The 15776-nt window shown below is 65.7% G+C and carries 8 protein-coding genes; 3 read left to right on the plus strand and 5 right to left on the minus strand.

The features are described 5' to 3' along the window. Positions 1-6: 6 nt before the first annotated feature. Together ABTV10_RS24110 and ABTV10_RS24115 are read right to left on the minus strand one after the other, a co-directional pair. Positions 7-3483, minus strand: a complete 3477-nt coding sequence (locus ABTV10_RS24110) for an indolepyruvate ferredoxin oxidoreductase family protein (protein ID WP_499031184.1) — start codon at positions 3481-3483, stop codon at positions 7-9. A 272-nt stretch (positions 3484-3755) separates the two neighbouring features. Then, positions 3756-7481: a CLIPPER-2 domain-containing protein gene (locus ABTV10_RS24115; RefSeq protein ID WP_433608315.1), complete on the minus strand. Its 3726-nt coding sequence runs from the start codon at positions 7479-7481 to the stop codon at positions 3756-3758. Positions 7482-8070: 589 nt separating this feature from the next. Here ABTV10_RS24115 and ABTV10_RS24120 point away from each other — a divergent pair. The 3 genes from ABTV10_RS24120 (at position 8071) to ABTV10_RS24130 (ending at position 12752) form a co-directional block, all read left to right on the plus strand. Further along, positions 8071-8727, plus strand: coding sequence for a class F sortase (locus ABTV10_RS24120; RefSeq protein WP_433608317.1), 657 nt, complete (start codon positions 8071-8073; stop codon positions 8725-8727). A gap of 153 nt (positions 8728-8880) precedes the next feature. Further along, positions 8881-11496: a helix-turn-helix transcriptional regulator gene (locus tag ABTV10_RS24125; RefSeq protein WP_433608319.1), complete on the plus strand. Its 2616-nt coding sequence runs from the start codon at positions 8881-8883 to the stop codon at positions 11494-11496. Positions 11497-11894: 398 nt separating this feature from the next. Continuing rightward, entirely contained in the window at positions 11895-12752 is an 858-nt protein-coding gene (locus ABTV10_RS24130) for a M23 family metallopeptidase (RefSeq protein ID WP_499031188.1), read from the plus strand. 91 nt (positions 12753-12843) lie between these two features. Here ABTV10_RS24130 and ABTV10_RS24135 read toward each other — a convergent pair whose 3' ends face one another. The 3 genes from ABTV10_RS24135 to ABTV10_RS24145 form a co-directional block, all read right to left on the minus strand. Beyond that, the gene (locus ABTV10_RS24135; RefSeq protein ID WP_499031190.1) at positions 12844-14382 is read right to left on the minus strand and encodes an acyl-CoA synthetase; all 1539 of its coding nucleotides are present in this window, start codon (positions 14380-14382) and stop codon (positions 12844-12846) included. Between the two features lie 87 nt (positions 14383-14469). Then, a complete protein-coding gene (locus tag ABTV10_RS24140) occupies positions 14470-14841 on the minus strand; it encodes a limonene-1,2-epoxide hydrolase family protein (protein WP_499031193.1) in 372 nt (123 codons plus the stop codon). Next, positions 14838-15734, minus strand: a complete 897-nt coding sequence (locus tag ABTV10_RS24145) for a helix-turn-helix domain-containing protein (protein ID WP_499031195.1) — start codon at positions 15732-15734, stop codon at positions 14838-14840. Before ABTV10_RS24145 ends, ABTV10_RS24140 begins: the two co-directional genes overlap by 4 nt. Positions 15735-15776: the final 42 nt, after the last annotated feature.

Genomic DNA, 15776 nt, shown 5'->3' on the forward strand with positions numbered 1-15776 from the left:
CGGGGCTCATCGCCTCGACCACACGTCAGGTGGTTCGATGCCGTGTTCTGTCAGTTGCTCGCAGTACTTCGCGATGTTCACCAGCTTGATGTCCTCGTAGCCGCGAACAATGTTGGGCAACAGGGCGATCCGGACCGCAGTGACGTAGTTCTCGGCGGTAAGTCCGTTTGCGAGGGTCGTCACCAGGTCGGTGTAGTGCGCCAGAAGTTGCCGTTCGATACGTCGAAGCCGAGCGTAGCCGAAGGGATCGAGCCGGGTACCGCGCAGCACGCGGCCCTTCGCCACCACACGCAAGACCCAGTGCACGCGAGGTGTCAGGGTGATCTTCCGTTTCAGGCCCAGCGCCCGGAGCATCGGGGGATGCAGTGTGTAGGTGAGCTGCTGGGCTCCCGGAAGCTGCGCCTGGACTTCCGCGGCGAACTCCGGATCGGTGAGCAGTCGCGCCACCTCGTACTCATCCTTGTAAGCCATGAACTTGTGCAGGCCGGTCGAAACGGCCTCACTGAACACTGTCTCGTCAGTCACCGCGCGCTCCGCGCCCCAGACGTGCTGCACGAGTTCGACGTAGCGGCGCGCCAGTCGTTCACTCTGGTAGGAGGTCAGCTCCGATGCCCGTATCTCGGTACGGCGCAGAGTTTCCCCGCTCAATGTCGTGTGATCGAGCAGAGCCTTGGCAGCCTCGCTCGGTCGCCGCTTCGGCTTCGGCGCGGCCACGGCGTGGAACACGTCAGGTTCCGCCACGGCCACGCGACCCCATCTGAAGGCTTCGATGTTCCTCTGGATAGCGACGCCGTTGATCGCAATGGCTTCCTCGATCGCACTCGCGGGCAGCCCCAGGCATCCCGATTGGAACGCCGCGCCGACGACGAGGAAGTTCGCGGCCGTCGTGTCACCGAAGATCGTCTCGGCCGCTGCGAGTGCGTCCATCGTGGTCAGAGCTGTACTGACCGTGCGAAGCCGGTCCAGCAGGTACTCATCCTCCGGATAAGCGATGCTCCTGTCGTAGACCATGTCTCCGGTCGCTGTCCGACTTGTCGAAGCCACCACGACGGTTCGCTCACGCGCGCCGTACTCGAGATTCTTGATGTCCGCCGCCGCGAGGAGGTCGAACGCCAGGATGCAGTCGGCTGATCCGGGGGACAAGCGGTTTGCCGGCTCGAGGGACGCCTCCGAGAACCGCAGATGGGAGACGACCGGACCGGCCTTCTGGCTCAGTCCGATCTGGTCGAGCCCCGCCACCTCGAATCCCGCACGCAAAGCTGCGGTCGCCAACACCTGGTTCACGGTGACGATGCCCGTACCACCGATGCCGGCCAAGAAGACGTTCCGGGTCTCGATCGAGCGAGGATTCACCGGATCCGGAACGTCTGGTGGAACCGGGGACTGCGCGGCCTCGTAACGCAAATCCTCCTCTGGCAACTGGACGGTCACGAATGCGGGACAGTCGCCGTCGAGGCACGAGTAGTCGGTGTTACACGAGGTCTGATCTATCCGGGTCTTGGTACCGAACTCGGTCTCGACCGGCTGAACCGACAGGCAATTGGACTTCACACCGCAGTCGCCGCACCCCTCGCACACGCTCTCGTTGATGACGACACGCGTGCTTCGGGGCGGCAGTTCTCCACGCTTGCGCTTGCGCCGGGCATCGGCCGCGCAGTGCTGGTCGTAGATCAGCACCGAGACTCCGGGGGTGTCACGGAGCTGACGCTGCGCGTCGTCGATCCGGTCCCGATCCCACAGCAGCGTTCCTTCCGCCAGATCGCGCTGGCGGTAGCGTGGTGGTTGATCCGCACAGACGATGATCCGTCCGACGCCTTCTCGCCTCAGCTTGTGCGTCAGGTCCGGAACGGTCAGCATTCCCGCCGCTTCCTGGGCGCCGGTCATGGCTACGACCTCGTTGTAGAGCAGCTTGTAGGTGATGTTCACCCCGGCCGCAACGCACGCCTGGATCGCCAGCTGACCGGAGTGGAAGTAGGTTCCGTCGCCGAGGTTCTGGAAGGTGTGACCCACCTCGGTGAAAGGAGCCTGCCCGATCCACTGGGCGCCCTCCCCGCCCATCTGGGTAAGCCCCGTGACCGCACTGTCGGTACGACCGGACATCGTGACGAGGATGTGGCATCCGATGCCGCCGGCGCCGATCGACCCATCCGGTAGTCCTGTCGATCGGTTGTGCGGGCACCCACTGCAGAAGTACGCGGCGCGCTTGACCGGGAGCGGCTCCAGCGGAAGGGGCGGCGGGAGCGGCCTGCGCAAGCCGACGCGATCACCCAGTTGGCGGCGCAACGGCCGCACGAGGCGCCCCGCAGTCAGCTCTCCTCCTGCCGGGATCAGTTCGCTCCCAGTAGCATCCAGCTTCCCGACAACGATCGGTGCGCACTTGTCCCCGTACAGGATCTCGCGGATCTGCGTTTCGACGAAGGGAGACTTGTCCTCCACGACGAGGAGGGTCTCGAGCCCTTCCGCGAACGACTTGACGGTGGAGGGCGAGATCGGCCACATCATCCCGAGACGTAGCAGGCGTACACCACTCGACCGCAGCGCCTGGTCGTCGAGGCCGAGGTCGACGAGTGCCTGACGGACCGCATCGTAGGTAGTTCCGCCGGCCACGATGCCGAGGTCCGCTCGATCGCGGCTCCCTTCGACGTGCGCGAGGAGGTTCATGTCGACGTACGCGTCGATGAGTCGACGCCGCGGGCCGACGAGCTCCGATTCGGCCTCCATGATCTTCTGTGGCGCAACGTCCATCGGACGCTTCCGGTACTCGTACCGTGCACCGTTCACGTCGATCTCCGGGACAGCGATCTCCACGTCTCGCAGGTCCTCGTCGGACACGGTCCAGGCGCCGTCCGCGACGTCAGCCACGATCTTGAGCGCAACCAGACATCCGGATGCTCGCGACAGGGCGATCGCGTGCAGCCCATGGATCACGATCTCGCGCGCATTCCGGGGGTAGAAGACTGGAACACCGATGGCGGCCAGGGTGCGCTCGCTCACCGCCGGGACGGTCGACGACTTCGCCGCGGGATCGTCACCGACGATCAGGAGCATCCCACCCCGAGGATCGGCGCCGTACGTGTTGGCGTGCCTCAGGACATCCATCGCGCGGTCCAGACCCGGACCCTTTCCGTACCAAACACCCACTACCCCATCGAACTTCGCCCCGTCCGGGATGTGCTGACTTCCCCAGGCGGCCGTAGCGGCGAGTTCTTCGTTGAAGCCCGGCACGAACGTGATGGCGTGTTCCGCGAGCACTTTCGGCATGCCGAGCAGCATCCGGTCGACGCCACCGAGGGGGCTTCCCTGGTATCCCGTAACGAACGCCGCCGTGTTCAATCCGGCAATCCGGTCGCGTGTGCGCTGCTCGACGAGCAGACGGGCGATGGCCTGCACGCCGGTCAGCAGTACAGGTCCGGACCCGTGCCTGTACCGGTCGGCAAGATCGTATCCCGTAGGCGGACAACGCCGAGCGTCGTTGAATGACATGCGGACCCCGATTCCACACTGTGCTTCGCACGAACTGAAGAGCAGATGCAACCCGCGCGGGCCGGCAATTCCGTCCACGGATTGCCTCACACGGTGCGTTCCAAAAACTCTGCCACAGCTTCGATCACCCCGCAGCCTGAACTGCCGAGTTCTCTATATAGCCAACATATTTCGCTGCTCCGGTCGACATCCAGCCGGTGACGCGCACACGACAGGGGGCGGGTCGTAGCAGTCGCTACGACCCGCCCCACTTGGGTTACGTCAGGAGAACGTCAGTTTCCCGTATTCCGTCGACGCACCAAAATGACTCCGCCAGTGGCGAGCGCCGCCAGCAGGACCACGCCGCCTGCGGCGAGTAGTCCGGTGTTCATGCCGGACTCACCCGCGCCTGCGCCGGAGTCGATCCGTGCACCCTGCGCCGAGTTGGCACCGGACTGTCCGTTGCCGGACTGGGTGTTGCCGTTGCCGGTGTTCTGACCGGCCTGGTTGCCACCGTTACCGTTTCCGGTTCCGTTGCCGCCATTGCCGTTTCCGGTTCCGTTGCCGTTGCTGTTGCCGTTGCCATTGCCCGGCTGGTTGCCGCCCGGCTGTTCCGGCTTTTCGGAAGGCGTTCCCGTCGATCCGGTGGACGAGTCACCCGACCCAGTGGACGAGCCTGCGGAACCGGTCGGGAGGTCCACCGAGCCACCCAAATCCAGCGAACCCAGGCCGAGCGAACCCAGGGCCAGCGAACCCAAGGCGAGTGAACCCGCGCCCGGGATGCTGCCGGTGAAGCCCTTCTTCTTGATGGTCTTCTCCGACGGCGTGCTCTCGATCGGGTCACCGGTGACGGTCTTGCCCGTCGCGGCTGCCACGTCGGTGACCGCACCGAACTTCACGTCCGCCTCCGACACGGTGTACTCGGCGGTGCAGTCCATCGACTCACCCGGTGCTAGCGACGTCTTCGGGCACGAGATCGCACTCAGGTGGTCGTTGGATGCGGGAGACTCCTGCTTGTCGACCACCGTCACGTCCGTGGCGGTCACGTTTCCGGTGTTGGTCACCGAGAACTTGTACGGAATCTTCTGGCCTGCCTTGATGATCTCGGTCGTGGTCGACGACTTCACCACCGACAGCTTCGGATTCGCACCCGAGGTCTCGATCTCCTTGCCCGACTCCGGGCTCTCGATCGGGTCACCCTTCGGGTCCGTACCCGTGGCCTTCGCGGTGTCGGCGATCTTGCCGTTGTCGAAGTCCGCCTGGCTCACCGTGTACTCCGCAGTGCAGTCCATCGACGCACCCGGTGCCAGCGACGTCTGCGGGCAGCTGATCGGGCTCATGTTCGCGGCATCCGCCGGAGCGGTCTGCGTGTCCGTGATCGCGATCCCGGAGGCCGTGACGTTGCCCGTGTTGGTCACCTTGAACGTGTACGGAACCTTCTGGCCGACCTGGCTGATCGCGGCGGTCGTCGACGACTTCACGACCGCCAGTTCCGGGTTGGTTCCCGTGGTCGTGATCTCCTTGCCGGACTCCGGGCTCTCCACCGGATCACCCTTGGGCGTAGTACCTGATGCCGTCGCGATGTCGGTGACCTTGCCGTTGTCGTAGTCGGCCTGGCTGACCGTGTACTCGGCCGTGCAGTCCATCGACTCGCCCGGCGCCAGCGCCGTCACCGGGCAGGAGACCTGGCTCAGATTCGCATTGTCCGCTGGTGCGACCTGAGTGTCGGTGACCGTGATGTTCTTGACGGTCACGTTGCCGGTGTTGGTCACCGCGAACGTGTACGGAACCTTCTGACCGGCTCCGGTGATCTCGGTCGCGGTCGACGACTTCACCACCGACAGCTCCGGGTTCGCACCCGAGGTCTCGATCTCCTTACCCGACTCCGGGCTCTCGATCGGATCACCCTTCGGGTCCGTACCCGTGGCCTTCGCCTTGTCGGCGATCTTGCCGTTGTCGAAGTCCGCCTGGCTGACCGTGTACTCCGCGGTGCACGTCATCGACTCACCCGGCGCGAGCGGCGTCGCCGGGCAGGAGAGCGGGCTCATGTTCGCCGCATCCGCCGGAGCGACTTGCGTGTCCGTGACAGCGATGTCCTTGACGGTCACGTTGCCGGTGTTCGTCACCTCGAACGTGTAAGGCACCTTCTGACCGACCTGGGTGATCGCGGTTGCGGTCGACGACTTCACGACCGCCAGAACGCCCTCGGCACCGGTCACACCGACTTCGAGACCCGACTCCGGGCTCTCCACCGGATCACCCTGTGGGTTCTTGCCCGAGGCCTTCGCGATGTCGGTGATCTTGCCGTTGTCGAAATCGGCCTGCGACACTGTGTACTCCGCGGTACACGTCATCGACTTACCCGGCGCCACAGAGGTATCCGGGCACGTGACCGGGCTCAGGTTCTTGTCCTCAGCCGGCGCGACCTGGGTATCGGTCACTTTCACGTCGGAGACCGTCACGTTGCCGGTGTTCTTCACCTCGAACGTGTAGGGCACCTTCTGTCCCACCTCGGTGATCTCGGTGGCCGTCGACGACTTCACCACCGACAGCGACGAATCCGCGCCGGAAGTCGGGATCTGCTTCTCCGATGGCTGTGACTCGATCGGGTTGCCGGTCGGGGACTTGCCCGTCGCCTTCGCGGAGTCCTTGACCGATCCGTGGTCGAAGTCGGCTTGCGAGACCGTGTACTCGGCGCTGCAGGTCATCGACTTGCCGGGCTCGAGGTCCGTGGCTGGGCAGTTGACTGGGCTCAGGTTCGCGTCGTCGGCCGGCGCGACCTGCGTGTCGGTGACCTTCACATCCGATGCCTTCACCGTGCCGGTGTTGGTCACCTCGAACGTGTAGGGGATCTTCTGTCCGACCGCCGTGATATCCGTGGCCGTCGACGACTTCACCACCGACAATCCACCGATCAGACCGGTGTTCGTGACCGTGCACTTGTAGTCGTGCGGGTCGGTCACCTTCAGCGTCCACGGGCCCGTGCCCGAGGTCCCGACCGGTTCACCGGTCGTCACGTCCGTGCACGAGATCGCCGGCGCGTAGTCCGCCATCGTGCTCGTCGAACCCGCCGTGAGCGCGTCGGTGATCGTGTACGTCTGGCCCTGGGATACCGGCCAGTCCACCGTCGACACAGATGTTCCCGCGCCCGACGTCGTTGCCGACGTCAACGTCGAGCCACCGGCATTGTTCAGCCCGACCGTGAACTGGTCCGCCGCCTGAACACGACCATCGACCGACTTCGACACCGTCACTGTCGGAATCGCGGCGCTCGCGCAGCGAGCGCCGTCGTTGAGCGACGACCGGGGGCCGTCTGCCACAACGATCGTCTCAGCGGTGTTCGGATCGATCCGGTAGATCTTCCCGCTGTTGTTGCTCGACGCATAGAGGTAGCCGTTCGCGTCCGCGTACACAGCGCCATAGATGCTGTTGTCGTTCGCCATCGCGGGGATCTCACCGAGGTCGACGCGTGTCTTGGTATGCGGATCGAACTTGACCAGATGGGGTGTCGAAGCGCCCACGTATGCAACACCGTAAAGGGCTCCGTCGATCCACGCCCAGTCGGCCACTTGCTCCGATGCAAAGCCGAGCGACGGAAGCACACCCGATGACACGACTGTGCCGTATACCGGTGAGCCCGGGCTAAGATCGATCTCAAACCAAGTACCGTCGTTGCTCTTGGCGATCCATAGGTGCCCGTTGGCGTCGATGTCACCGACGTTGTAACCGATGGCTTGCATCCCCGAAGGAACACCGAGGCCAGCGACAGAGAGATCGCTCCCGACACGCACCAGCTCGAAGTTGAACGCATCCCAGCCATACATGTAGCCGTCGAGAACGTTGTAGCCCACAGCGTTCACCGACTTGACCGTCGTGCCTGCCACGGTCGAGTCGCCGGTCGCGAGATCGATCTTGGTGACCGTATGGGGACCGGCTGCGCCACTCGGCGACTGGAACAGGTACCCGTAAGCGTCACACGAGAACGTCGGCTGCGGCGCCGCAGCAGCGACCGGCGCCACGACACCAGCCGAAAAGGCCGTCAACGAGAACAACAGGGACGAGACAAGCAGTGTCGGCTTGGTCGAACGCGGGTAAGCGTCTGGCCGTTTACGTACGCGACTGAACATCCCAACTCCTTTCAAGGCTGAGTGAGGTGCATCCCGACGAGAGTTCAAGCCTCAGGAGAGCCGGATCAGTGTGAACCACGCTGTCCCCCCGGTAATTCCGGGCAGAATCATCTCATCGCCTTGCCTGATGCGCGTGCCGCCCCGACTCGCGGCACAGCACGACCACGACGCTAACTTGCCGAAATGCCCCACTCCTGCCCTGGCACAAAACTGCACTCCCATGGGCACGAAACTCAACATCGCACAAACGACCATTCACTCTGCAGCCAAAAAAGCAGTCCCCCTTCGATGTTGAGATAACAGACGCCAATTGGCGTGAAACTACACGCCTGTGGCGCGATATTGAACTTGCATGCGGTATCCGACAAACTTGCTGGTTTCCAAGTCGTCCGCGGTGTCCTAAGGTCTTCACGACCGCGGACAAGACCCACCTTCGAACGCGGGGGGCAAAGGACCGGACGGAAGGGCAAGGGGAGGTTTGATGGGCAGACACAGCCGGGAACGCCGCTCGGGTAGCGGGCTCCTGGTCGTTGTCCTGCTCGTCCTTCTCGCCGTCGGCGGCGGACTGATCTACACCGCAATCGGCACGGCCGGCAAGCCGCTCACCGCGCCGGTTCCGGAGACCCCGTTCGATGTCGGAGCCGTTCCGGAGACCGGCGCCCAGTGGGCGCCCCCACCGGCCGACCTCGGTCCGCGAACTCTCGCCATCCCCGATCTCGGGGTCCGCGCCGAGGTCGTCTCCACCGGGGTCGGCGCGCGCGGCAGCATGGTGCTTCCGCCGCCGGCCGAGGTCTCGCATCTCGACAACGGCGTCCAATACGGCGCGCCCGCAGGCACCAACCTGATCGCCGGTCACGTCGACGACGGCGACCGCACTCGCGGCGCCATGTGGGCCCTCCACCGGATCAAGCCCGGTACACCGATATACGTCACCGACGACACCGGCCGCATGTGGACGTATCGTGCCGCCAGTCTGAAGCTCTACGACAAGGTCGCGCTACCGGTCGAGTTCTTCTCAGATACCGGCGCTCCCCGCCTCGTGCTCGTTACGTGCGGCGGCGAGACGATTCCCGATCCATACCTACCGTCCGGCTTCACCTACAAGGACAACGTGGTCGTCACTGCCGACCCGATCTGACGCCGGGCCCCCTCTCGACAGACGCGCGTACCGGTTTCCCAAACGGCACTCCCGAATCACCCTTCGCCCAGACGTGTCCGATACTAGGTCTGCCTGTCGTTCACGAGAGATGATCCCGACCTTTCGACGGGCCGTCGTACAGAACCTTCAGTCGTGAGCGACGGCACCACGCTCGCACGTTTCGAAGGGTTATCGATGGTCATGGAAGGCTCCCCGGCGTCCGAACGCATTCTCCACACTGTTCCCGCCCCGACGCGACTCCTGGCGCGCCTGGAAAGGGGCTATCCCCTCGTCGTCGTGCGGGCACCGCATGGTTTCGGCAAATCGGCGCTGGTTGCCGGTTGGTTGAAGAATACGGACACGAGGTCCGTCGCGGTCGAGGTTCCGCCAGCGAACGCCCCGACCGACTCGAGTCGCTACTGGGAGCTCGTCGCGACTCGACTGGTCACGGCGGGCGCGATCAGTCCCCAACATGTACAGTCCGGGGTCCGGTCATGGGCAGATACTGTTCGGCGCGCTCTCGCGACGACCTCCGCACCGGTTCGGATGGCGCTCGAACAGGTCGACCTGGTTGATGGTCCAGATCTGGAGCAGCAGATCCTGGATCTCGTCGAAAATTGCCGCCACCTCTACATCGTCGCCACCATGACCGGACGGCCGATCTTCGCAGACCCCACCTTGATGGAGCCGACACACGATCTACTTGACGGCGACAGCTTGACTTTCACGAGTGAAGACATACGAGAGTATCTCCACGCCAGCGATATTGACCTGAATAGGGATGAAGTCGAACTTGTCCGGCGACTGACCGGAGGTTTGTCCTCGCTGATGCCGGTCGCTCGACAGGTAGCTTCCGAACTGCCTGCACTTCCCCACCGGCCCAAAGCCCTCGCACACTATCTGTCCGAGGCTGTCACGGCCCGGATCCGAACGACGGTTCTTGCTACACCTCAGATCGCGTCGCACCGGCAGTTCCTACTCGCCACCTCCCCCGCGCACACCCTTTCAACCGAAGTAGCAGCGTTCCTCGGAGGTGGCCCCAGCTCGCTGAGACACCTTAGGGAACTCGAGAGTGTCGGCGTCGTGGAGCATCTAGCGACAACGCCGAGTGGAGATTCCTGGCGAATTCCGCCTGCCGTTCGCGCCACCCTGCTCGAAGCACAGCGCGAGGTGGGCGTCGATCCGACCCTCGGCTTGTCTCGTCTCGCGCAGTATCACCTGGATCGGGATGAATGGTCGGTAGCACTCAGGTGCGCCGCCGATGCACTCGATTGGCCGGTCGTTGCGGACCTACTCACAGTCCATTGGTACGACCTCCTGGGGTCCGACATGACGGCCGTACGCGACGTAGTGTTCAGACTTCCCGACGCCGTCACCGAGGCTTACCCGAGGCTCCGCGAACGACGAGAACTGTTGGCCGGGCTGGACGGCGCCGCAACGGGACACCTGCCCGACCCGAAATACATTGACCCGCGGGATGAGACCGCCATCGTCCTCACCGGTTCGCACCGTGCGGTCATGCTGCGTCTGGCCGGTGAGTACACCCGCGCCGCCGAGACCGCCCGGCAAGTCGGCACGATTCTCGACCGCGTCCTGGCAGGCCGGCCAGACCCGGCGATCACCTACGCCCTGGCCTTCATGCGGCTACAACGTGGACTGACCTACCAACTCGACGGCGACGTCACCGCATCGATCCGGGAACTCCTGCTCGCGCGCGAACTGGGTCGCGCCCAGGGTATCGACTTCATTGCCCGGAACTCGGCATTCAACATCGCACTCAACTGGGCGCTCGTCGGCGAACCCCAGCGAGCACAAGAATGGCTCACGCACGAGCGAGACGGCTCGACGACCGACACGATGACCGAACGGCTCATCGACGTCGGCGGCCACACAGGAAGGGCACTCGTCGCGCTGGACACCCTCGACATCGACGCCGCACGAGTCGCGCTGGGCAAGCTTCAGCGCCTCCCCCCGGTAGTGGAGCTGTGGCCATACATCGTGTATACGCGCTGCCGATACGCTATCGCCTCCACAGATCCGGACTTCGGTCTGCGCGCCCTCCGTCAGTACGCCGAACAACGCGCACGAGCGCGCAGCAGCTTCGTCACCTCGCTACTCGACGCCGCCGAGATCGAGGTCCACCTTGCGGATGGAAACGGGTGGCGCGCCCTCCAGCTCGCGGAATCGACGCCGAACGGCACCCCCTGGTCGGTGGTGGCGAAAGCGCGCGCTCAGTTCATCACCGGCGACCACCGCGCCGCGATCTACACCTGCCGCCGCTACGACTGGTTCAAGGGCCCGTACACCCGGCCGCACCTCGAAGCACTCGTTCTCGAGGCCGCCGCACTGCACTCTGTCGGCGACAAGAATGCCGCCGCACTGTCGTGGACTAAGGCGTGTGCGACAGCGGCCCGCACCGGCATTCACGGCGTATTCGCCACCGTGCCCAGACATGTCGTCGCCACGCTGCACGCCCTCACCGACGAGTCGTCAGATCTCGTCGCGAAATTCCTCGCCTCCCCGAGCACCGAACACTACCCGTCGACTCTCTCGCTCCCAGTCCTGACGGAACGGGAAGAACAAGTGCTCGTGCGCATCATGCGAGGTCTCAACTCGCGGCAGATTGCGGAGGACCTCGTCATCTCCCCGGACACTGTCAAGGGCCATCGCAAAACCCTGTACCGCAAACTGGGCGTGCACACCCTCGAGGAGGCGGTCGACGCCGGCCGCGCACTGGGCATCGTGACCGACCTCGGCCATCCGCAATGAGATTGCCGTCACAGTCGTCCTCGCGAAGATGCCGGATGCGATGTCTCGTCGATCTTGGTTCGCTCGGTGACCGACCGACCCGCACACCCGCCCGTGTCACAGTGACGTAATTTAGCCGCCGTCACAGGCTGATCATTCCCCCACCTCGGCATACCACCGCTGAGCGCGTCGAACCAACCGGTCCGCGCTGCACGGCTCGCCGACCGGCAAGCCGCCCGAATTGCAGCCGATAACGCTTCTACCTGCGGTTTCCGCAAAACCGGTTGGTTCCATAAACCATCAAGGTAAAGATTCGGTCACGCTAGACGTTTCGATATCGCCTTGTTACCTTTCCGTGACGAAAGTTCCGAGGTCGCAGTCCGCAGGACCGACCAGAGACCACAAATGAGGTAACCGCCGTGGCCAATCACCACAGGACGCTCAGTTCCGAATTCCAGACTGCCACGACCGCCCGCGGTCACCGTTCCCTGAAGGCCGCGGCGGTCGCCGTCGCAACCGGCGCACTGCTCGCAGGAAGCGTGCAGATCGGCGCCGCCACCGCATCCGCGGCACCCCTGCACCTGCCCGACGTCGGCAACATCCGGCTCCAGCTGCCCGCCGGCGAGTTCCTACCCGGCATCAACGTCCCGGCGCTGTCCGACGCCGCGCAGCAGGCGTGGACGCCGCCGTCGGCCGAGCAGTGGACGCCCGCACCGAAGCTGCTCGCGCCCGCTCCCGCCCCCGCACCGCAGCCAGCCCCGATGCCCGCGCCGCTGCCCGCTCCGGCCCCCGAACCCGTGCCGGCACCCGCACCCGCGCCGGCACCCGAGGCCGCACCGGCCCCCGCCCCCATGCCGGCCCCGGTCATCGCGCCGCCGCCGCGAGCCCTGTTCGTCCAGCCCGTGTCTGGCGTCCTCACCTCGAGCTACGGCCCGCGCTGGGGTACGCACCACAACGGCATCGACATCGGCGCCAACCTCGGCACGCCGATCTTCTCGGCCGCGGACGGCGTCGTCATCAACGCCGGGCCCGCGTCCGGCTTCGGCCAGTGGGTCCGCGTCCAGCACGACGACGGCTCCATCACCGTGTACGGCCACGTCGACACCTTCACCGTCGACGTCGGCGACCGCGTCGTCGCCGGTCAGCAGATCGCCACGGTGGGCAACCGCGGCCAGTCCACCGGCCCGCACCTCCACTTCGAGACCTGGGATCCGGACGGCTACCAGGTCGATCCGCAGATCTGGCTGCGCGACAAGGGCGTTGCCCTCACCTGGTGAGCGACGCTCGCCGGACACCACCACGGCAATCGCCGACGGCCCGGCCCCACCGCATTCGGTGGGACCGGGCCGTCGGCGTACGCGTTATCCGTCAGGCCGGATCGAGCTCGCCCCGCAACTCGCGCTTGAGGAGCTTGCCGCTCTGGTTGCGCGGCAGGGCGGGGACGAAGCGAATTCGCTTGGGCACCTTGAACGGTGCGAGGTGCTGCCGAACGTGCTCGATGAGCACGTCGGCGGTGACCGCATCCGGGTCGGCATCGTCGCGCAGCGCGACCACCGCCGTCACCGCCTCGATCCACTTCTCGTCGGGGACACCGATGACGGCCACCTCCGCGACCGCGGGATGCGTATAGAGAGCGTCCTCCACCTCCCGTGACGCGACGAGGATGCCACCGGTGTTGATCACGTCCTTGATGCGGTCCACGACCGTGATGTAGCCCGCGGCGTCCCGGGTCACCATGTCGCCGGAATGGAACCAACCGTCGCGGAACGCCTCGGCGGTGGCCTCCGGATTGTCCCAATATCCCTGGCACAGTTGCGGTGAGCGGTACAGGATCTCGCCCGGCTCGCCGTCGGGCACGTCGTTGCCGTCGGCGTCGACCACTCTGGTCTCGACGAAGAACACCGCCCGCCCGCACGACGACGGACGCTCCTCGTGGTCCTCGGGCCCGAGCACCGTGGCGAGCGGTCCGATCTCCGACTGCCCGAAGCAGTTGTAGAAGCCGAGGTCCGGGTACCGCTCGCGGAGGCGGTTCAGCACGGTGACCGGCATGATCGACGCACCGTACTGCGCCTTCTTCAGCGACGAGAGATCGCGGGTGTCGAGGTCCGGGTGGCCGGCCAGCGGGACCCAGACGGTCGGCGCCAGGAACAGCGAGCCGATCCGGTCTGCCTCGATGCGACGCAGGATCTCGGGAATGTCGGGTGCCTGCATCAGGTGCACGGTCGCCCCCACCGACAGGTAGGGAAGCATGAACACGTGCATCCCCGCCGAATGGTAGAGCGGCATGCAGATCAGCGGGTTGTCGTCGGCGTTCAGGCCGAGCGCGATCACCGACGACACATACTCGTGGACCAGCGCGCCGTGAGTCATCATGGCGCCCTTGGGCTTCGACGTCGTTCCGGAGGTGTAGAGCAGCTGGACCAGGTCGCCACTCGACGCGCCGCCGGCCAACTGCGGGACGTCGCCGGCCCGGGCGGACTCGAGCAGCGAGCCGGAGGCGTCGCGGAGCGGGACGACGTGCTCGATGTCGAGTTCTGCCCGCACCGATTCGAGGTTGGCGCCCAATGTGGGGTCCACGAGCACAGCCCGCGCTCCGGACTGGGTCAACAGGTAACGCAGTTCGCCGCCGGTGAGCGCGTAGTTCACCGGAACGTGGACCATCCCGGCGCGGGCACAGGCCAGGAAACCGATGACGTACGCGTCGGAGTTGACGCCGTACCCCGCCACCCGGTCGCCCGGCGCGAGCCCGAGTTCGAGCAGGCGCCCGGCGGCGCGGGTGACGGCGTCGTCGAGTTCGCGGTACGTCCAGGTGCGGCCGTCGAAGGTCAGAGCAGTGCGACCGGGGCGCCTGGCGGCGGCCCGCCGGAGCACTCCGTCGACGGTGTCGGTGCGCGGATCCTCACTCATGTGACGCAGGTTATAGGACGTCCAACTATTGCGTAAGGGGTTTCTTTCTGTGCCCGCTTTGTGTAGTTTCGCGCGCCCGCGGGGTGATCAGCCCTCGAATGCCGCGGTGACCGCGCCCATGTCGAAGTAGTCGCGCCACGCGGCGATCTTGCCGTCCACCACCTCGAACACACCCATGACCGGCAGCGGCGTCTCCTTGCCGAGACCGCGGAGCACGTCGGTGCGCTCGTTCATCACGATGCCGTCGCGCTCCACCTGGCGGTGGATCTCGAAGTCGATACCGTCGAACGTGGCCAGGAATCCCTCCAGGAATTCCTGGATAGCGTCCCGCCCCTTGACCGGGTCCATCGGAATATTGTGGTACACAGCATCTTCGGTGAAGTAGCCGGCAATCACGGCGGGGTCCGGGTCGGACCACAGGCCACAGAACTCCGTGACCAGGTCGGCGGCAGCACTCATGTGTTCACTCCTGTTCTCGCATCCAGTTCCCGAGCGGTTCGGGTCAGTTGTTCGATGTAGCGTGTGCGTTCCTCGGGCGTCACCGCCGAACGCAGGGGGCCGATCTGCAATTCCCACACCGCACGACCGTCGGCGTCGAATACCGGCGCGACGAGGTAACTGAGCGGCAGGGCGTCACTGCTTTCGAGATCCCTTGCACCGTAAGGCCGTCCACTGATCCCTGCAAGCAGGGCGAGGACCCTGGCCCGGAGGGTGTGCTGCGACGGATCCTCGGCGAGTAGCTCGACCACGTCGGCGAGGACGTCGAGCATGCCGGGATCGGCGGCACCGATGCCCCACACGCCCACCCCCGTGGTCCGGATCCGTTCCAGCACCGCCGCGGTCTCGGCCTGCGCCTCGCGCGGCAGGGTCCCCAGCCAGCGACGCTGCCGCGCCTGGTCCGCAAAGGCGATGACGGCCGCGCCCGCGGGCGCCCGCAACGGCAGTCGGGCTCCGGCGGCGATGCCCGCCGGCAACCGTCCACGCCCCGCGTCGACCGCCACGAACGTCAGATCCGTGGCGGAGACGACGCCGAGTGCCGCACCGCAGTCGACGTCTGCGGCCAGGCGCGCGAGGGCGTCGTCGAGACCGGGCGGTGCACCCATCGCGGCGCGCGCCGCCTCGGCGACCCCGGCCAACCGCGGCCCCAGCCGGTAGCGCAGATCCGCTTCCCGCCGCACCCAGCCGTGCATGTCGAGGGCACCGAGCACCGCGCCGACGGTCGAGCGACTCAGATGCAGCGCGTCGGCGATCTCGGCGATGGTGCACGGCATCTCGCGCCCCGCCAGCAGTTCGACGACCGCCACGACGCGATCGGTCGGCGGCGATCCACTTCCACCCTTGTCACGGTCCATGTTTCCTCCTACCCTCGGCACTGTAACCGATATTCGGCTCAA

Origin of the sequence: Paraburkholderia sp. RHO2 (genome assembly GCF_050955445.1) — a bacterium.
GTDB classification, from domain to species: domain Bacteria; phylum Actinomycetota; class Actinomycetes; order Mycobacteriales; family Mycobacteriaceae; genus Prescottella; species Prescottella agglutinans_A.

What these genes read in the sequence shown, in the direction of transcription:
- ABTV10_RS24110 (WP_499031184.1), bottom strand. Translation starts at nt 3,483, where the DNA reads ATGTCATTCAACGACGCTCGGCGTTGTCCGCCTACGGGATACGATCTT.
- ABTV10_RS24120 (WP_433608317.1), top strand. Translation starts at nt 8,071, where the DNA reads ATGGGCAGACACAGCCGGGAACGCCGCTCGGGTAGCGGGCTCCTGGTC.
- ABTV10_RS24135 (WP_499031190.1), bottom strand. Translation starts at nt 14,382, where the DNA reads ATGAGTGAGGATCCGCGCACCGACACCGTCGACGGAGTGCTCCGGCGG.
- ABTV10_RS24140 (WP_499031193.1), bottom strand. Translation starts at nt 14,841, where the DNA reads ATGAGTGCTGCCGCCGACCTGGTCACGGAGTTCTGTGGCCTGTGGTCC.
- ABTV10_RS24145 (WP_499031195.1), bottom strand. Translation starts at nt 15,734, where the DNA reads ATGGACCGTGACAAGGGTGGAAGTGGATCGCCGCCGACCGATCGCGTC.